Origin of the sequence: Microbacterium sp. NPDC090014 (assembly GCF_044748285.1) — a bacterium.
Taxonomy (GTDB): Bacteria; Actinomycetota; Actinomycetes; order Actinomycetales; family Microbacteriaceae; genus Microbacterium.
In genome coordinates, this window is the sequence record NZ_JBIVFS010000001.1 from 1,980,427 (window position 1) to 1,998,875 (window position 18,449).

General features: G+C 68.8%; 15 protein-coding genes. 7 read left to right on the forward strand and 8 right to left on the reverse strand.

The annotated features are described in order from the left end of the window. Window positions 1–34 precede the first annotated feature (34 nt). On the forward strand, window positions 35–2,809 hold the full coding sequence (locus ACIPV5_RS09325) for an FtsK/SpoIIIE domain-containing protein (RefSeq protein WP_400340865.1): 2,775 nt from the start codon (window positions 35–37) through the stop codon (window positions 2,807–2,809). 19 nt (window positions 2,810–2,828) lie between these two features. Here ACIPV5_RS09325 and ACIPV5_RS09330 read toward each other — a convergent pair whose 3' ends face one another. Next, window positions 2,829–3,824 (reverse strand): asparaginase, encoded by a 996-nt coding sequence (locus ACIPV5_RS09330; protein ID WP_400340866.1) that lies wholly within the window; start codon window positions 3,822–3,824, stop codon window positions 2,829–2,831. Between the two features lie 103 nt (window positions 3,825–3,927). Between ACIPV5_RS09330 and ACIPV5_RS09335 the strand changes: the two genes are divergently transcribed. After that, window positions 3,928–4,422: an OsmC family protein gene (locus ACIPV5_RS09335; protein ID WP_400340868.1), complete on the forward strand. Its 495-nt coding sequence runs from the start codon at window positions 3,928–3,930 to the stop codon at window positions 4,420–4,422. A gap of 12 nt (window positions 4,423–4,434) precedes the next feature. Here ACIPV5_RS09335 and ACIPV5_RS09340 read toward each other — a convergent pair whose 3' ends face one another. Continuing rightward, window positions 4,435–5,214 (reverse strand): 1-acyl-sn-glycerol-3-phosphate acyltransferase, encoded by a 780-nt coding sequence (locus ACIPV5_RS09340; protein WP_187249494.1) that lies wholly within the window; start codon window positions 5,212–5,214, stop codon window positions 4,435–4,437. A gap of 123 nt (window positions 5,215–5,337) precedes the next feature. On the opposite strand from ACIPV5_RS09340, the gene ACIPV5_RS09345 reads away from it, so the two are divergent. Both ACIPV5_RS09345 and dxr read left to right on the forward strand, forming a co-directional pair. Beyond that, the gene (locus ACIPV5_RS09345) at window positions 5,338–6,327 is read left to right on the forward strand and encodes an FKBP-type peptidyl-prolyl cis-trans isomerase (protein ID WP_400340870.1); all 990 of its coding nucleotides are present in this window, start codon (window positions 5,338–5,340) and stop codon (window positions 6,325–6,327) included. Window positions 6,328–6,363: 36 nt separating this feature from the next. After that, on the forward strand, window positions 6,364–7,446 hold the full coding sequence (gene dxr, locus ACIPV5_RS09350) for a 1-deoxy-D-xylulose-5-phosphate reductoisomerase (protein WP_056278413.1): 1,083 nt from the start codon (window positions 6,364–6,366) through the stop codon (window positions 7,444–7,446). Window positions 7,447–7,530: 84 nt separating this feature from the next. Here dxr and ACIPV5_RS09355 read toward each other — a convergent pair whose 3' ends face one another. The 3 genes from ACIPV5_RS09355 to ACIPV5_RS09365 form a co-directional block, all read right to left on the reverse strand. Continuing rightward, the gene (locus ACIPV5_RS09355; protein ID WP_187249496.1) at window positions 7,531–9,153 is read right to left on the reverse strand and encodes a Mur ligase family protein; all 1,623 of its coding nucleotides are present in this window, start codon (window positions 9,151–9,153) and stop codon (window positions 7,531–7,533) included. A gap of 89 nt (window positions 9,154–9,242) precedes the next feature. After that, entirely contained in the window at window positions 9,243–9,938 is a 696-nt protein-coding gene (locus tag ACIPV5_RS09360; RefSeq protein ID WP_400340871.1) for a YcnI family protein, read from the reverse strand. 88 nt (window positions 9,939–10,026) lie between these two features. Continuing rightward, the gene (locus ACIPV5_RS09365) at window positions 10,027–10,599 is read right to left on the reverse strand and encodes a hypothetical protein (RefSeq protein WP_400340873.1); all 573 of its coding nucleotides are present in this window, start codon (window positions 10,597–10,599) and stop codon (window positions 10,027–10,029) included. An 82-nt stretch (window positions 10,600–10,681) separates the two neighbouring features. On the opposite strand from ACIPV5_RS09365, the gene ACIPV5_RS09370 reads away from it, so the two are divergent. Beyond that, on the forward strand, window positions 10,682–11,998 hold the full coding sequence (locus ACIPV5_RS09370; RefSeq protein ID WP_150115054.1) for an RIP metalloprotease: 1,317 nt from the start codon (window positions 10,682–10,684) through the stop codon (window positions 11,996–11,998). Window positions 11,999–12,041: 43 nt separating this feature from the next. Here ACIPV5_RS09370 and ACIPV5_RS09375 read toward each other — a convergent pair whose 3' ends face one another. Next, window positions 12,042–13,925 (reverse strand): chorismate-binding protein, encoded by a 1,884-nt coding sequence (locus ACIPV5_RS09375; RefSeq protein ID WP_400340875.1) that lies wholly within the window; start codon window positions 13,923–13,925, stop codon window positions 12,042–12,044. Window positions 13,926–14,155: 230 nt separating this feature from the next. Between ACIPV5_RS09375 and ispG the strand changes: the two genes are divergently transcribed. Together ispG and ACIPV5_RS09385 are read left to right on the forward strand one after the other, a co-directional pair. Continuing rightward, complete coding sequence (ispG, locus tag ACIPV5_RS09380; RefSeq protein WP_187249498.1) at window positions 14,156–15,307, forward strand: flavodoxin-dependent (E)-4-hydroxy-3-methylbut-2-enyl-diphosphate synthase; 1,152 nt, start codon at window positions 14,156–14,158, stop codon at window positions 15,305–15,307. An 84-nt stretch (window positions 15,308–15,391) separates the two neighbouring features. Continuing rightward, window positions 15,392–16,258 (forward strand): hypothetical protein, encoded by an 867-nt coding sequence (locus tag ACIPV5_RS09385; protein WP_400340877.1) that lies wholly within the window; start codon window positions 15,392–15,394, stop codon window positions 16,256–16,258. Between the two features lie 7 nt (window positions 16,259–16,265). Here ACIPV5_RS09385 and ACIPV5_RS09390 read toward each other — a convergent pair whose 3' ends face one another. Both ACIPV5_RS09390 and ACIPV5_RS09395 read right to left on the reverse strand, forming a co-directional pair. Next, window positions 16,266–16,958, reverse strand: coding sequence for a nucleotidyltransferase domain-containing protein (locus ACIPV5_RS09390; RefSeq protein WP_372984740.1), 693 nt, complete (start codon window positions 16,956–16,958; stop codon window positions 16,266–16,268). A 40-nt stretch (window positions 16,959–16,998) separates the two neighbouring features. Next, entirely contained in the window at window positions 16,999–18,414 is a 1,416-nt protein-coding gene (locus ACIPV5_RS09395; RefSeq protein WP_400340879.1) for an RNB domain-containing ribonuclease, read from the reverse strand. Window positions 18,415–18,449 lie beyond the last annotated feature (35 nt).

Below are 18,449 nucleotides of genomic sequence, written 5' to 3' on the forward strand. Positions count from 1 at the left end.
ATTCTGAGCCCCGCATGTGCGGTCCACTGGAGGCATGGACTCTCTGCCGATCGCGATCCCTGCCGCCCCCGCACCGGCTCGTAGGCCTCCGACACCGTTCGTCGCGGCACTCGTCCCCGTAGCCGCTGGAGTGGTGCTCTGGCTCGTCACCGGTTCGCTGTTCTCCCTGTGCTTCGCGGTTCTGGGTCCCCTGATGATCATCGCGTCGCTGATCGACGGGTCGCGATCCCGACGCAAGGCGTCGCGGGTGGCTGCGACCGACAGCGAGGCTGCCTGGTCGGTCGTCGAAGCACAGTTGACGCAGCTTCACGCTGATGAGCGTCAGCTGCGGTGGCATCGATATCCCGACGCAGCGGCAGGCCTGGCGCAGCCCCCTTTGCGCGGCCTCGATCCACCCGCCGCCGCCACTCATGTCGTCGTCGGCAGCGGTACGGGCGACAGCGGCGTGCGCGCTTCGGGCGGGGATGGGGAGCGCGAACGGGACTTCCGGCTGCGATGCGCGAGGGTCGAGCGGGTGCCGGTGACGGTGCCCCTCAGCGGTGGCATCGGACTGCGCGGCTCGTATCCTCTCGTCGCCGCCGCGACGCGGGCGCTCGCGGTGCAGCTGTGTCTCAGATTCGGCACCGCCCAGATGTCCATCGTCGGCTCCCGTCTTGAAGAGCTGGGGCTCGCGGGGTTCCCGCAGGCCCACGCCGCGCGGCGCGGCTCGTTCCGGGTGGCCGTGGTGCAGGGCGCTGATCCTCGACCGACGGCCGACGCCGTGATCTGGCTGCTGGATCGGGATGACGATGTTCCGGAAGGGATCACGACCGTCATCGACATCACCGAGCCGCACCGGGCGCGCGTCCGCACGGCGCAGGGCATCGTCGAGGTCGACGCCGAGTTCATGTCCCGGGATCAGACGATCGCGATCGGGGTCAGTCGCACAGGAGAGGGAGAGGAACTCGATTCTGTCCCCCCGTCGGTGGCGCTCGGCGACCTGCTGCAGCCGGAATCGCTCGACGGTCTGCCGGCCGCAATCGGCCGTGGTGAGCGGGAGGACATGCTCCTCGACATCGTCGATGACGGGCCGCACGCCATCGTGACCGGCACGACCGGAACGGGCAAGAGCGAGCTGCTGGTCTCGTGGGTGACGGCCATGGCGAGCCGCCATGGACCCGATCGAGTGACATTCGTCCTCGCCGATTTCAAAGGCGGCACAGCCTTCGAACCGCTTCGGATGCTCCCGCAGGTGGCTGCAGTGATCACGGACCTCGATGAGGAAGGGGCGCGGAGGGGCGTCTTCAGCCTGACCGCCGAGCTGCGGCGCCGCGAGTCGGTCCTCGTCGAGGCCGGCGCACGAGACGTCCGTGAGGTCGGCATGGCGAGGCTGGTCATCGTGGTCGATGAGTTCGCCGCGCTGCTCCAGGATCATCCGGACCTCGGGGCTGTGTTCACGGACATCGCCGCTCGGGGAAGGGCGCTGGGCATGCACCTGGTCCTCGGGACGCAGCGCGCGTCCGGCGTGATCCGCGATGCGTTGGCGGCGAACTGTCCGCTGAGAGTGAGCCTGCGTGTTGCGGACGCCGCTGACAGTCGGGCCGTCATCGGTGCCGATGACGCGGCTGAGCTCCCGGGCGGCGTCGAGTCGAGGGGCTTGGCTCTGGTTCGGCGCCCGCAGGACGCTGTGCCGATCGCGATGCGAGTGGCTTTGACCGGCGTCGCCGATCTCAGGGCGATCGCGCTGAGATGGGCTGACGCCGACGTTCCGGGCAGCCCGTGGCTGCCGGTGCTGCCGCGGATGCTTCCTCTTGAGGAGTTTCACGCTGAGGCACGCAAGGACGGCGACGTCATCCTGGGCCGAGGCGACGATCCGGAACGTCAGGAGCAGCCACTCGAGCGCCTGTCGATCGGATCCGATCGAGGAATCGCCTTCCTCGGAGGACCCGAGTCGGGGCGCAGCTCGGCCTTGCGTGCCCTCGCCAAGCAGCATGGGCATCCACTCTGGATACCGAGCGATCCAGAGCATTCGTGGGATGCCGTCGTGGCTCTGGCGGAAGGGGGAGTTCCGCGCGGGGGGCTCGTGCTGTGCGACGACATCGACGTCCGGATCGGCGAGCTGCCCGTCGAGTACGGCCAACAGCTGGCGCAGCTCTGGGAGCAGATCCTCCGCAACGGGGCCGGAGCCACGATCGCGATCACGGCGACGAGAGCATCGGGGCCTGTCGGGCGGCTTCTCGATGCTCTGCCGCGTCGGGGGCTGCTCAAGATGCCGAGTCGGGTCGATCACCTTGCTGCGGGTGGGGACTCCGCAGGTTTCGATCCGCAGCGCGGTCCGGGACGGATGCGGATGGGGGATCGGGAGATCCAACTGGTCTGGGTCCCCGAGGAGCGACTGCGGTCGTCGGGTCCATCCAGTGGCACCTCTCGATATCGGGAACGGGAAAGTGACGGCTGGGCTCCGCGGCGTGCCCTCACGGCGCTCATCACGCCGGGGGTGTCTGCGGTGGCGGAGTCAGTGGCGGCTGCGTATCCCGACTGCGACGTCGTCACTCTGAGCGGCGAACCGCGCGATGCTCAGGCACCCACGCGTCCCACCGTCGTGCTCGGCGATGCAGACGCGTGGCAGCGCAGTTGGACGCTGTGGCAGCGGGTGCGTCGAGAGGGCGAAGTGCTCATCCGCGCGGAGAATGCCGCGGAGCTGCGGCAGCTCGCCGGTGTGCGAGAGCTCCCGCCATATTCGCGACCGCATGCGGGCCGGGCCTGGTCGCTGGTCGGCGACTCGGGGCCCCGACGAATCGTGATCCCGGCACTCGCGCCCCGGCGATGAGAAGCGTGTCGTCTCCTGGTCAGATGGCACTGCCGGGACGAACGGCTCCGACCGTCGCCCCACCGCCGAGCACCTCGAGAGGCAGCGCGGCGGCGAGTGTCGCCACGTCCGAATCGGTGAGCCCACCTGCGCGCGCCAGCAGAGTCGCCGCCACGATGGTCGACGCGCGCGCCCCGCCGTCGAGCATCTTCAGCGCGACGGTCGTGCCGTTCGGGGCGACCATGACCATGATCCCTTCGGCACCGCCCTTCGCGAACACGCCGAGCGTCTCGATCGCGATGGTGTCCGGGCGCCCCGGGCCGTCGATCGTCCACGGGTGCTCACGCACCGCACGCACCAGCGAGCCGGCCACCCGGTGCAGGGCGAAGGGCGAGCGGTCCGAGGCGGTGCCGATCCGGTGGATCGATCGGGCGAGGCCCGTCAGCGTGATCGCGTATACCGGGGCGCCGCAGCCGTCGATGGCCGTGTGAGCGACCTTCTCGCCGGTGAGCCGCTCGATCACGTCGCGGATGTGCAGCTGAAGCGGATGCGCCGGGTCCAGGTAGCTGTCGGTCGGCCAGCCCGTCGCGACGCAGGCACGGAGCATGGCCGCGTGCTTGCCTGAGCAGTTCATGCGGATACGTGTCTGTGCGCCGTGTTCGCGCACGAGCTCGTCGCGAGCGGCGGTGTCGCCCGGCCACGCCGGCGGGCAGCCCAGGTGGTCCTCGGTGAGACCGCCCTCGGTGAGCACGTCGCGAACCACGGAGGCATGACGATCCGTGCCGCTGTGGCTCGCGGTCGACATGGCGAGCTGCTCGTCCTCGAGAGCGGCACCCGCGGTGATGCACGCCACGGCCTGCAGCGGCTTGAGGCTCGAGCGCGGAAGTATCAGGGCGTCGGCGTTGCCGTATCGAGCGACGATGTCGCCGTCGGGGGAGAGGACCACCGCCGCCCCCGCGTGGCGGGACTCGATGAACCCGCTGCGTTCGACGACGGCGAGTTCCACGGCATCTTGAACGGTGAGAGTCTCCAGCACCTCCCCAGGATATCGTCGGATGGGCGTCGACCGTGCCACCGGCACATCGTCCGGCACATCGTCCGGCACATCGTCCGGCAGAGTCGAGTGGCAGACTGTCGATATGGCAGATCGACTCGCGCCGCTCGGCGAGCACCGTTACTCACTCACCTCGACCTGGACCGGAAACTCTGGCACCGGCACCAGCGGCTACCGCGAGTATCGACGCGATGTCACGCTCGAGGTCGACGGCAAGCCCGACATCCTGGCCTCAGCCGATAAGCCGTTCCGTGGCGATCCGTCCCGGTGGAACCCTGAGGATCTGCTCCTCGCCTCCCTGTCGCAGTGCCATCTGCTCTCGTATCTGCACGCGTGCGTGACGGCTGGCGTCGTCGTCGTCTCCTACCGCGATACGGCCTCCGGCATGATGCGAGAGGACGGGCGCGGCGGCGGCGCGTTCGTCGAGGTGATGCTGCGGCCCGAGGTCGTCGTCGCGGACGCCTCGATGATAGAGGCGGCCGAACGTGCCCATGCCCAGGCGAACGCATGGTGCTTCATCGCGAATTCGATGAACTTCCCCGTGCGGCACGAAGCCTCGGTCCGCGCCCAGCAGAGCTGACCGGCGGCGGCGTCAGCGGCGCTCGTGGGGCAGCGCCTGCTTGATCTTCTCGATCGTGCCCTGCGCGGGAGCCTCGTTGTAGGCGTCCGCCAGTTCCTGCCCGGAAAGGGCATGGATCGCGGCCATGATCTCGTCCGTCGCGAGCCTGCGGGCGCGCCCGCTCGTGGCGGGTCCGTGGGGCGAGAGGTCGAGAGGTTCGCCGAAGCGCACGGTGATGCGCTCCTTGAGGGTCGGCATCTTGGCGCCGACGGGCATCACCTTGTCCGTGCCGACAAGGCCGACCGGCACGACCGGCGCACCGGTCTGCAGGGCGAGGAACGCCACGCCGGTGCGTCCCTTGTAGAGGCGTCCGTCCGTCGAGCGCGTGCCCTCCGGATAGAGGGCGACAGCGAGGCCCTCCTCGAGAAGCTGACGCTGCACGTCGAGTGCGTCGAGGGCGGCCTTCCCCGCTCCACGGCGGACCGAGATCGCCCCGATGGACTCGAAGAACGTCTTGCTGAGCCAGCCCTTGAATCCAGGGCCCTCGAAATACGTGGACTTCGCGAGGAAGTGCACGGGCCTCGGTGCGGCGACCGGGATCGCGATCGAGTCGATGAACGACAGGTGGTTGCTCGCGAAGATGACCGGGCCGTCCTTCGGGACGTTCTCCCTGCCTTCGATGCGGGGCCGGTATATCGTGCGCGCGAGGGGCGTGATGAGGCTGCGACCGAGCGCATAGGCGAAGCCGGCGTGTCGAGGCTTCTCAGTCTCTGCGGGCGAAGTTTCGGGCTCCACGGACTGCTCTGACGTCATCAGAGCAGATTACCCCGGCGATCATGCCCCAGTGGGAATGAAGCGCCGGAGCGAGTCTCCCAGCATCGGCAAAGGGGTATGGGGGATGATGGGGTGTCCCGCCCGCGATCCTGAGGTTCCACTGTGCGCAAGCGTCCGCTTATCGTCCTGTCCACCGTCGCCGCGGCGACCCTTCTGCTGGCCGGGTGCGCCGGAGGCTCGGACCCCGAGTCCACGAGCACTCCTGACCCTGCCGCCGAGACCTCGTGCCTGGCGGACATCGCGTCGGGCGCCGGCTCCGATGCCGTGACCGTCGAGGGATCCGGGGCAGACGCCAAGGTCACGGTGCCGGAGGGCACCGACCTCGCGGAGGCCGAGCGCTCGGTCGTCGTCGAGGGTGACGGCGATGACGTCATGCCCGGCGATCTCGTGTCTCTGCGCTACCAGCTCATCGACGCCACCACCAACGAGGTGCTCAGCACCTCGGAGCGGGGCCCCGACGGGGTACTGTCAGCCCTGCTCGCGGTGCAGCAGCCTCAGCAGATCGTCGACCCGACGCAGTCCACGGTGTTCACGGTGGCGGCCGAGTGCCTCCCGATCGGTTCGAGTGTCGTGCTGACGCTCCCCGCCGCGCAGGAGGGCATGAACCCGAGCGTCCTCTACGTCGAGACGATCGAACAGCTTCCTACGACCGCATCCGGCTCTGATGTCGACGCGACCGAAGGCATGCCGACCGTGAAGCTCGACGACGAGGGCTCGCCGACGATCACGCTCCCGGACTCCGATGCTCCCGCCGAGACGGAGGTGGCCGTCCTCAAGCAGGGCGACGGCGCCGTCGTCGGCGCAGGCGACCTGGTCACTGTGCAGTACCGCGGTGTGAAGTGGTCGGACGGCTCGGAGTTCGACTCCAGCTGGAGCCGGGATGCAGCTCCCTCGCAGTTCCAGACCAGCGGTGTCGTGACGGGCTTCAAGATGGCACTCGAGGGCCAGAAGGTCGGTTCGCAGGTCATCGTCACCATGCCTCCGAAGGATGGCTATGGCGAGGGCGAGATCAACGACACCGATCTGACCGGCGAGACCCTGGTCTTCGTCGTCGACATCCTCGCGACCACGCCGATCGAACAGGCCCAGTAAGACGGAGGCGTCGAGGGCTTGCCATAGGCTGGCGGCATGCGTCGCATCATCGTCCTCGGCTCCACCGGCTCCATCGGCACACAGGCGCTCGACGTCATCCGGGCGAATCCACGTCGCTTCGAACTCGTCGGGCTCGCGGCCGGAACGAATGCCGAGATGCTCGCAGAGCAGGCTGCCGCTTTCGGGGTCGAGAACATCGCGCTCGGCGCGACCGAGGCCGAGCAGCTCGTGCGTGACGTCGAGGCTGACGTCGTTCTCAACGCGATCACCGGATCGATCGGACTCGGCGCCACTCTCGCGGCGCTGAAGGCTGGAAGAACGCTCGCTCTCGCGAATAAGGAGTCCCTCGTCGTCGGAGGCGAGTTGGTGCGCGCAGCAGCTGCCCCTGACCAGATCGTCCCGGTCGACTCCGAGCACTCGGCGCTCGCCCAGGCGCTGCGAAGCGGCACGCACGCCGAGGTGCGCCGCCTGGTCGTGACGGCATCCGGTGGTCCGTTCCGCGGCCGTTCGCGTGATCAGATGCTCGATGTCGCGCCGCAGGAAGCGCTCGCGCACCCCACCTGGGACATGGGCCGGATGGTCACGACGAACTCCGCGACGCTCGTGAACAAGGGACTCGAGGTGATCGAGGCGCACCTGCTGTTCGATGTCGCCTACGACGACATCGAGGTCGTGGTGCACCCGCAGTCCATCGTGCATTCGATGGTCGAATTCATCGACGGCTCGACGATCGCTCAGGCGTCCCCGCCCGACATGCGTCTGCCGATCTCGCTGGGTCTCGACTGGCCGAGCCGTGTGGGCGGCGTCGGTCGCCCGCTCGACTGGACTCAGGCGACCTCCTGGACCTTCGAGCCGCTCGACAACGACGCGTTCCCGGCGGTCGATCTCGCGAAGTCCGTCGGTCGTGCGGCTGCCACTTTCCCTGCGGTCTACAACGCGGCCAACGAGCAGGCCGTCGATGCCTTCCACGAGGGTCGCCTGCCGTTCCTCGGGATCGTCGACACGATCTCTCGGGTCGTCGACTCCCACGAGCCCCCGCAGACGCTGACGGTCGAGTCGCTGGCGGATGCCGAGGAGTGGGCGCGCCGCAAAGCCGACCAGCTCATCGCTCGAGCCTGACCGAACGGTTCTGGGCGGTATTCCGCCCAGGCCGCGCGGTCGACCCGGGCGCGGATGCGGTCGTCGACGGCATCCGCTCCCGGTTCAGTCCTCGTCCGGGTAGGGAACCGGCCAGTGCGAATCGGGCACGGGCCATCCGGCTGCTCGGAGGGCACGACGCGCCAGCTCGCGCGCCGAGTACGGCGTGCGAACGCCCCGGATGTCGCGATAGTCCTGGTGGCCGGGTCCCGCCCACAGGATCGAGTCGCCTTCGCCGACCAGGCCCACGGCCGCCACGATGGCCGTCTCGGGAGGCGAGTACTCATGGATCTGCGCGTCCGGGCGCGCGGCGCGTGCGCCGGCCACGAGAGTGGCTCTGATCGAGTCGGGGTCTTCGAAACGGGGGTGGTGGTCCGTGACGACGAGGATGTCGCTGCCCTCGACGGCCGTGCGCGCCATGTCGTAGCGCTTGCTGGCATCGCGGTCGCCATCGGCGCCGAAGAGCATCAGCACCTTGCCCGGTGTGACACGGCGGACCGCGGCGAGCGTCTTCTCGAACGCGTCGGGGGAGTGCCCGAAGTCGACGAAGACGACCGGGCCGGAGTCGCCGGAGACGAGCTGGGTGCGACCGGGAAGGTGCGCCAGAATGCCACCGTCGCGGTCGAGTGCCGTGGCGATTCGATCCCAGGCGTAGCCGCCCTCGAGCAGCATCACGATGGCGAGTGCTGCGTTCGCGGCCATGTGCGGACCGATCACGGGAACCGTCGTCGTGAGCCTGCCTGCCGGGCCGGTGAGAGTGAACGTGGTGCCGGACGCGCGTTCGTCGTCGATCACGACGACCCAGTCGGCACGGGCCGCGGCATCGGGGTCGGCGGCGATGGAGGGCGTGCCGACGGTGACCACGGGGATCTCCGAGCGCTGAACGACCGTGGCGCCCGACGGGGAATCGAGGCATACCACTGCGCGGGTCGCTCGATCCGGACGGAAGAGCGGCAGCTTCGCCTCGAAGTACTCCTCCATGTCGGCGTAGTCGTCGAGGTGGTCATGGCTGAGGTTGGTGAAGCCGGCGACGTCGAAGCGGATGCCGTCGACGCGATGACGTGAGAGCGCCTGCGCGCTGACCTCGACGGCCACGGCTTCGACATCGCGCTCGCGCATCAAGGCGAGGAGCGCGTGCATCTCGGATGCCTCAGGAGTGGTGAGTCTCGACACGATCACCTCGCCGGCGATGTGTCGTTCGGCGGTCGATGAGAGTCCGGTGACGACGCCGAGCTGGTCGAGGATGCCCTCGAGGAGGTGCGAGACACTCGTCTTGCCGTTCGTCCCGGTCGTCGCGAACAGCAGCGGGAGCGGCTCGCCTGCGCCGGTGCCGTAGACCCAGGCGCTGAGGGCGCCGAGGACTGCGCGCGGGTCGTCCACCACGAGCACGGGCAGGCCCGCGGGTTCGGCGATCTCGGCGCCGTCCTCATCCGTGATGATCGCGACAGCGCCCTTCTCCGCGGCGGTGACCGCGAAATCGGCGCCGTGGCGGTTCACGCCTCGGATCGCGACGAACGCCTCGCCGGGGCGGAGATCGGCGGTGGCCAGGGTGATGCCGGAAAGGGTGACACCGGTCACCTCGCCACGGACGTCTCGTGCGAATCGAGAGGCGAGTTCGGACAGCTCACGCCGGGGCGGGTTCGCGGGGCGGAGCACGGGAGGCAGGCTCGGTTGTTGTTCAATCGACATGTCCCTTTCATGATCTCACGCCCGCGGCGCGATGACCGGGTGCGGCACGTCTCCCCGGCCGCATGCGATCGGGGAGACGTGCCGGCGCGTCACGCCGCGCGGCGGTACGCCAGTACCGAGACCACGAGCGCGGCGACGCCGGCGACGAGGCCGCCTGCGCCCAGCGCCGTGCCGACCGCATTCGCGGATCCCGCATCGTCGGCCGCGTCCGCACCGGCGGAGTCTGCATCTCCGGCATCTTCGGCAGAGTCATGCTCGCCGTGCCCGTCGGCAGTGGCCGCGGTCACCTCGACCACGGGAGCGGGCGCGTCGAGGCTGTGCGGGTCCTCGCCGTCCTCCGCGAGCTGGGTCCATTCGGTGCTGCCTTCGACGCAGGTCTGGATCACGGGGAAAGCGAGGGAAGCGGGTGTGTTCTCGTCGAGGCCGACGGCCATGCTGACCGCTCCGCGCAGCTCGTTGGGCACCGGTGCGACGGCGGTGTACGTCACGGCGCTGACGAGTCCGTCGTCGCCCTTCTCTACGTCGATCGTCCAGTCGCTGTCCATGGTGGGCGCGACCGACGCGAGCCCCTCCGGCATCGTGACCTTCAGCGAGGTGGTCGGAGAGTTCTCGCAGCCGTGCGCGAACGAGAAGGTCAGAACACCGTGGTCTCCTGCAGTCAGCTCGTCGGGGCTGACGCTGACGTGTGCGCTGGCCATGGCGGGGATGGCGAGTGCGAGGATCGCACCCCCGATGAGGCCTGCGGTGACGTTGCGACGGGTGGTGCGGGTGTTGGTGGAACGCATGGTGGTACTCCTGTGTGCTGATCTGCGGGCGCGTCGGTGCGCGCGTCGTCCGCGGGAAGGGGAAACGCCTCGGGGAGGCGATGCGAGATCAGACGAGTGCAGGAGGTCCGCGGCGGGAGACCGACGCAGCGAGAAGGTCCTGATCCGGCAGTCGGATCGCGAACACGGGGAGCGCGGGGTGCTCGGACAGAGGCCGGAACACGGCGACCGCGTGACGAAGGCGAGCCCGCACCCATCCGGCGATGGCCCGCACCGACGATTCGCCGTGGCACAGCAGCGCAGTGGTGAGGATCGCCGCGACGACGTGGCCGATGAGCATGAGGGAGTCGGGGGCGGTCGTCGCGACCACCGGGCCCAGAGCTGCGAGATCGAGGTGGTGCTGATGTCCCGCCGGTGCCGCCGTTCCGGTCGGCGTGCCGAGCAGCTGGAACACCAGGTGGAAGAGCCCCTGGCTGATCAGCACCGTCAGAGCGATCCGCGCGCGAGACATCCCTACGCCGATGAGCAGCGCGGCGAGCGGGACCAGGAGGATCGCCACGGCGACCACGAGGAGCGGATGCGGCGCGGCCCCGCCAGCGGTGGTGTGCGATGCGGCGGCGACGAGAGTCGCAGCACCGGATGCCGTCGCTGCGCGCAGAAGTCGCAGCTGGCGGGAGGTCACGGGACAAGCCTAACCGTGCGACGCGGTCGCCCCGTGCAGCTCTCGGGGCGTATTCCTAGGCGTCGAGCACTAGCTTGGGGGAGTGGAAGCACTGCTCTATCTGGCCGGCATCGTGTTCATGCTGATCGGCCTCGGTCTGTCGATCGGTCTGCACGAGGTCGGACATCTCCTGCCGGCCAAGCTGTTCGGCGTGCGCGTCGGCCAGTACATGATCGGCTTCGGTCCGAGGATCTGGTCCAAGCGAATCGGCGAGACCGAGTACGGGTTCAAGCTGCTGCCGCTCGGTGGCTTCATCTCGATGTCGGGGATGTACCCGGCTTCCGCCGCATCGGGGCCTGCGAAAGGCGTGTTCAGCGCTCTCGTCCAGGACGCACGGACGGCGAATGACGAGACGATCGCCGAGGGTGCTGAGGACCGCGTCTTCTACCGGCTTCCCGTGTGGAAGCGGGTCATCGTGATGCTCGGCGGTCCGCTGATGAATCTGATCCTCGCGGTCGTGATCTTCACCGTCCTCGTCTCCGGGATCGGCGTCCAGCAGGGAACCACGACGATCGCTTCGGTGAACGAGTGCGTGCTCCCCGCCGGCTCATCGGCGACCGAATGCACGCCGGACGATCCGGCCACGCCCGCGGCAGAAGCCGGGATCCTCCCGGGCGACGTCCTCGTGTCCGTGGACGGGCAGCCGGTGTCGACGTTCGCTCAGGCGACGGCCATCGTGCAGGCGGCGCCGGGCGAGACCCTGGAGATGGTGGTGCTGCGGGACGGTGCCGAGGAGACGCTCAGCATCACGCCTATCGAAGCTGAGCGCACCATCACGGATGCGAGTGGGCAGCCCGTCCTCGACGACGACGGGCAACCCGTCGTGCGAGAGGTCGGCTACGTGGGTATGGCCGCTCAGATGGGCTTCGTGCCGCAGCCGCTCTCCGCCGGCCCCCAGATGGCCGCGGACACCGTCGCCCGCGTGGGGTCGATGATCGTCACCCTTCCCGTTCGGATCTGGGACGTGGGCGTCTCACTGGTCACCGGTTCGGAGCGGGACCCGAATGGACCCCTGAGCGTCGTCGGGGTCGGACGCATCGCCGGTGAGGTCGCGGCGACCGATGCGCCGGTCCTCAATCGGTTCTCCGTGCTTCTCGGACTTCTCGGCTCCCTGAACGTGGCCCTGTTCGTGTTCAACCTGATTCCGCTCCTGCCGCTCGACGGCGGTCATGTCGTGGTCGCCCTGTGGGACGGCATCAGGCGCGCCTGGGCGAAGCTGTTCCGTCGTCCGCCGCCCGCGCCCGTCGACGCGACCAGGCTCGTGCCGCTCACGGTCGTCGTCGCCACGCTTCTCATCGCGATGGGGGCCGTGCTGCTCCTCGCCGACGTGTTCAACCCCGTGAAGCTCTTCGGAGGTTGAGCGGCCGGTGCGGCCGATCCACCGGACTGCGCCCGGTCGAGGATCAGCTGAGCGCGTGCGTGACCAGGCGCTCGAGAGTGCGGATGCCGTCGCGGGACAGGATCGATTCCAGGTGCCCCTGCACCGACGCGAAGCGGTCGCCCCGAAGCGCATAGACGTCGCCCGATTCCGGGTCTGCCGACACCTCGACCGAGCCGATCGACGTCGTGCCCGGAGCAACCCTGGCGGTGAAGGTGTTGTAGAAGCCGATCGAGGCGTTCTCGCCGAACACGGGCACCGCCTTCTGCAGCCCCTGGTGCGGCGCCGTGAGGGGAGTCAGTTCGATGCCGAAGCGATCACTGAGGATCTGGTGGCTCAGGCATACCGCGAGCAGTGGCGCCTCGGCGTCGACGCGTCGGGACACGACCTCACGCAGTCGGGTGATGCGGTCGCTCTCGACGTCACGGGGGTCGCCGGGGCCCGGACCCGCGACAACGAGATCGGCTGCATCGAGCTCCGCGTCGTCGGCCTCGCTCCAGGCGCGGATCGCGACGTCGAGTCCCAGGTGGCGCAGCTGATGCGCCAGCATCGTGGTGAAACGATCCTCTGCATCGACGACGATCGCCGATCGCCCGGCGAAAGGACCGCTCAGGTCATCGCCCTGCGGATTCAACCAGAAGTCCGCGAGCCGCGCATTGCGGGACGAGAGGAGCTCCGAGACCGCGGGGTCGTCGGCAAGCGTCTGCGGCCGACCCGGGGCGTCCGCGTCGTCGCGGGCTTCGGCGACGCGGTCTCGGTCGATCGCTCCGATCGCGCCGAGCACTCCAGCGGCCTTGCCATGGGTCTCCGACACCTCGCCGTGAGGATCGGAGTGCCGAACCAGGGTCGCACCCACTGGAACGCTGAGCGATCCGTTCTGCAGGTACACGGTTCGGATGAGGATCGGGGCATCGAGGTCGTGACCGCCGTCGACGTTCGGAGTGAACAGTGCGGCGACGCCCGAGTAGTATCCGCGGGGCTTCTTCTCGTGCCGACGGATCACCGCGCATGCGTTCTGCATCGGCGAGCCCGTCACCGTCGGCGCGAACATCGTCTCGCGCAGGATGTCCCGCGGGTCGAGCGTGCTGCGCCCGCGGAGCATGTACTCCGTGTGCGTGAGGCGGGACATCTCCTTCAGATGCGGGCCGGTGATGCGCCCACCGTCGGAGCAGACGGCGCTCATCATCTTGAGTTCCTCGTCCACGACCATGAAGAGCTCCTCGGTCTCCTTGGTCGACGAGAGGAAGTCCACCAGGGTGTCCCGAGTCGCTCCGCCGGCCGGGTGGCGGAAGGTGCCCGAGATCGGGTTCATGGTGACGACGCCGCCCCGCGCGACGACATGCGCCTCCGGGCTCGCGCCGACGGCGATGTGTCCGGGCGTGACGACCGCGAAGGTCCAGTAGGCGCCGCGTTCGTGCGTGAGCAGGGCGCGGAACCAGGTGAGGGCCGCCGTGCGGTCGTCGACGTCGATCTCGGCGGTGAAGTCGCGGCGGATCACGAAGTTCGCGCCCTCGCCCCGTCCGATCTCGTCGGCGATCACGGTCTCGACGATCCGGGCGTAGTCGTCGTCGGCGATGTCGAAGCCGCCGTCACGAAGGGGGACAGGGGCGGAAGGGAGTTCGGCGACCAGTTCGGAAGCCGGGAGATGCAGATGCTCGTCGACCACGATGCATCGCAGCGGCGCGCCGTCGTCTTGGGCGACGAACCCGCGCTCGCGCACCTGGCGGTACGGCACCATGGCGAAGATCTCGCGAGGGGTGCCCTCGATCGTGAGCGGGATGTCGGCGAGCAGGTCGACGTCGACGACCTCGCCTGTGAGCAGCTCGACGGTGTCGGCGCCGTCGCGGGCGATCAGCACGAACGAGGCCGTGGGATCTGCGGTGAGCTCGGCAAGACGTGAGAGGGTCATCGGTGTCTCCTGTGCGTGGCTCCGGCTCGGCTCAACGAAAAGACCGCCCCGGAGGCGGTCTGGATTCGTGGGAACGCGAACACACCGCCTAAGAGGCGGGCCACCAGGTGAAGTTCGCGAGCATGGGCTGAAAACTATCACACCGAACGCCGCGTTCCCGGTCGTATGACGCGCATCCGAGCCGGGCGACATCCAGCCTGTGTGCATTCAGGCGGCGTAGGCTGGGGGTTGTGCCAGCAGTGAATCTTGGGATGCCGAAGATCCCCGAAGTCCTCGCCCCGCGCCGCAAGTCTCGCCAGATCAAGGTGGGCAAGGTGCTCGTGGGTGGTGACGCTCCCGTCACCGTGCAGTCCATGACGACGACGAAGACGACGGACATCAACGCGACCCTCCAGCAGATCGCCGAGCTGACCGCGTCCGGATGCGAGATCGTCCGTGTCGCCGTCCCTCATCAGGACGACGCCGACGCGTTGAAGATCATCGCCATGAAGAGCCAGATCCCGGTGATCGCCGACATCCACTTCCAGCCGCGCTACATCTACACCGCCATCGATGCGGGATGCGGCGCCGTGCGTGTGAACCCGGGGAACATCCGGGAGTTCGACGGCAACGTCGGCAAGATCGCGGAGGCGGCCAAGGCCGCGGGTGTCTCTCTGCGGATCGGTGTCAATGCCGGGTCGCTCGACCGGCGCATCCTCACCAAGTACGGCAAGGCGACGGCTGAGGCCCTCGTCGAGAGTGCCGTCTGGGAGGCGTCGCTGTTCGAGGAGCACGACTTCCACGATTTCAAGATCTCGGTCAAGCACAACGACCCGATCGTCATGGTGAAGGCCTACCGCCTGCTCGCCGAGCGGGGCGACTGGCCGCTGCACCTCGGTGTGACTGAGGCCGGTCCGGCGTTCCAGGGCACGATCAAGAGCGCCACGGCGTTCGGCATCCTGCTCGGTGAGGGCATCGGAGACACCATCCGCGTCTCACTGTCCGCACCGCCCGCCGAAGAGGTCAAGGTCGGTCACCAGATCCTGCAGTCGCTGAACCTGCGAGAGCGCAAGCTCGAGATCGTCTCGTGCCCCTCGTGCGGGCGCGCACAGGTCGACGTGTACACGCTCGCCGAGAACGTGACCGAGGGTCTCAAAGACATGACGGTGCCGTTGCGCGTCGCCGTCATGGGATGCGTCGTGAACGGTCCCGGCGAGGCGCGGGAGGCTGACCTCGGGGTCGCCTCGGGCAACGGCAAGGGACAGATCTTCGTCAAGGGCGAGGTCATCAAGACCGTGCCGGAGGCCGACATCGTCGCGACGCTCATCGAAGAGGCGAACCGCATCGCGGCCGACATGGGGCCGGAAGCGCCACTCGGCACCGCGCAGGTCGTCACGGTCTGACCGCGGAGCGTTCCCTCCCTCGGACTCGAAAGCGGGTCCTGTCGGCGGGGGACGGCGACCATCCAGCACACCTCAAGGAGCTCCATGTCCTCGTCAACTGTCGTGTCCTTCGCCGGTGGCGACGTCTCGGGTTCGAGCACCGTCGCGCGGGTCGAGTCGACTCCCGCAGGTGTCGTCGTCGTCGTCGACGCGACGCCCTTCCACCCCGTCGACCACACCTGGCCCGATCAGCCGGGAGACAGCGGCGAGATCGCGCAGGACGGTTCGAGAGTCCGCGTCTCCGAGGCTGTGATGGCAGCGGTCTCCGACGAGGGCGAGTTCGCCGTAGCATCCGACATCCCGGTGAAGCGCGGCGCCGAGGGATGGACATGGCTCGTCGGCCATCCGCTGGAGGGGGAGGCCCCGTCCTGGCTGGTCGAGGGCGCACGTGTCGAGCTGTCGGTCGATTCGTCCCGGCGGGCTGGTCTCAGCCGCGGACATACGGCCTGCCACCTCGCGTCGTTGGCGCTCGACCTGGCTCTCGCCGACCTCTGGCGGAAGGATCCGGGCGAGGATGCTCTGGGCAACCCGAACTTCGAGGGGAAGGCCAATCAGTCCAGCCGCATCCACGTCGACGGTGCTGTGGACGAATACCGACTGGGAAAGAGCCTGCGCCGGGCAGGCTTCGACACGGAGACCTTCGCGACGACGCTCGCTGAGCGCGAGGCGGCGATCAACGCTCAGCTGGCCGAATGGGTGGCCTCCGGCGCATCGAGCAGGGTGGTGACCGAAGGCTCGACGATCGTGGACCGCCGTACTTGGCACTGCGAGCTGCCGGAGGGTACGGCCGAGATCCTCTGCGGCGGCACGCACGTGGCGTCCCTCGCCGAGTTCGTCTCGATCTCAGTGACACTCGACCTGACCGATCCGCAGCTGCTGGTCATGACGACGCGGGCCGTGCCCGCATCCTGAGCCCCGCTCAGCGCACGAAGCCGCTCTGCACCCGGCCGCCCGCGCGGATGAGCTCGTCCTCGACCCGGGCGGCGAAGGCGGCGTAGTCCCGCGCGAGCAGAGGGGTGCTCAGGAGGTCGGCACGCTCGCGACTGAGGCTCCGAAGCCGTCGCGGAAGCCACTTGCCCGTCGCCGTCCAGCGTCCTTCGCTCAACAGCATGAGCTCCGCGATCCTCTCGAACAGGATGGCGGCCTCGACCTGCTGCTCCAGCGCATCCGTCGCATCCCTGAGATCGTCGAGCACATCGGTGATGACGTATCGGCGAAAGGCGGACTCCTTCGCGCTCAGGGAGGGGCCGTCGTCGAGCACGCTCCGCCATCGAGCGCGCAGCGCGGAGAGGCGACCGTCGTCTCGGATCGCGATGCCTTCGACGAGCATGTGCACCGTCACCGGTCGATGCTGTGCGACGCCGCGGTCGGCCCACTCGTCGAATCCCGCCGGGGTGTATGCGAAGACCTCGAAGATCTCGCCCTCGAACTCGTGCGTCGAGGCCTCACTCGTCTGCTCCTCGACCGCGAAGAGGCGGTCGCCGAGAAGCAGCAGATCGATGTCGCTCGATGGCGTCCGCTCACCGCGCGCGGTGCTCCCCGCCACTACCGCGACGTCTGCCCCGGGATAGTGAGCGTCGACGAATCGTTCAGCGATGGCGAGGTGGTCCACGCCGCCAGCGTAGCGTCCCTCCGCGTGTGTTCCGAGAGAGTCAGACGGCGAACTCGATCTCACCTCGGGTGACGTCCACCCGCTCGACACGGAGGCGCACGATCGCGCCGGGGACGGTGTCGGGCGGCACAGGGGCGGAGGCCGTCACGGCGGGATCGGCGATCTGGACGGTCGCGCGCTCACCGCGCATCTCGATGACGGTCGCGTCGACGGATGCGCCGACCAGCGGTGTCATCAGCGCAGCCTCGACGCAGTTGATCGTCGCGGAATCGAGTCGGGAGGCACGCTGGCCGGACTCCTGCATCAGTGCAGGAAGCTCGGCGAGGGAGTCGCGCACCCAGCTCGGAACCTCGCGACCCTCGGATGCGGCGAGGCAGACAGTGAGCGACCAGCGGTCGACGAGACGCCGCAATGGTGCGGTGGCATGAGCGTAGGGGGCGGCGATCGCCGCCTGTTCCGTGTCGGGCGGTACCGGGCCGTCGAAGGTCACATACCCCGCTCCGCGGAACAGGGACGCCGCAGCTTCGAGGATCGGGAGGGTCATGGGGTCTTCGCGGTCCAGCTCGCGGAGGTAGTCACCATACCTGCCGGTCGTCCACGGCCGGCCGAGGGCCTCGGTCTGGTGGCGGAACGCCTCGAACGATTTCTCGTCGGGCTGGGGCATCGTCCGCAGGATCCCGATGCCTGCGTCGATCATGAGCGACGCGGCTGCCATGCCCGTCATGAGCGACAGCTGAGCATTCCATTCCTCGACAGGAAGCGGATGCCGGCGTTCGATGGCGAAGGTTCCGTCGACGCCCCGCACGACCTCTTCGTCGGGCAGGTTCAGGCTCGCACCGCCCCGCAGCTTCTCCTGCGCGATGCGGAGCGCGCCGATCTCCGGCAGAAGCTCGGCGGGACCCGCCTCGCCCTGATCGAGTGCCGCCTGCGTGCTGGCGTAGTCGAGCTGGGCGCGCGAGCGGATCAGCGCTCGCTCGAGCCGGAACTCCTCGACGACTCCCGCGGAATCCAACGCGAAGGTCCAGACGAGCGCGGGGCGATCCACATCGGCCAGCAGCGACGCACGATCCTCGCTCAACACCTTCGGATGCAACGGGATCGTGCCGTCCGCTGCATACAGGGTCTGACCTCGCCGGCGGGCTTCCGCGTCGACAGCGCCGCCCGGTCGCACGAAAGCGGGTACATCGGCGATCGCGTAGCGGACGGTGTAGCCGGATTCCCGGCGCTCGAGGTGGAAGGCCTGGTCGAGGTCGCGCGACCCGAGCGGATCCAGGGTGGCGAACGGGATGTCGCGCAGATCGAGCTCTGGGGTGGCAGCATCCGAGGCTGCAGCCTCCGCCAGGACCGCCGCAGGGAAGTCCGTGGGGGCGCCCAGAGATTCCCGAAGGGTGGCGAGCGCGACGGCGAGCTCGGTCTGCGCGGCTGACGGAGCAACGTGGGATCGGCGCTGAGGCATGACCCCACACTAGATCCTTCGCTTTCGCGAGCCGG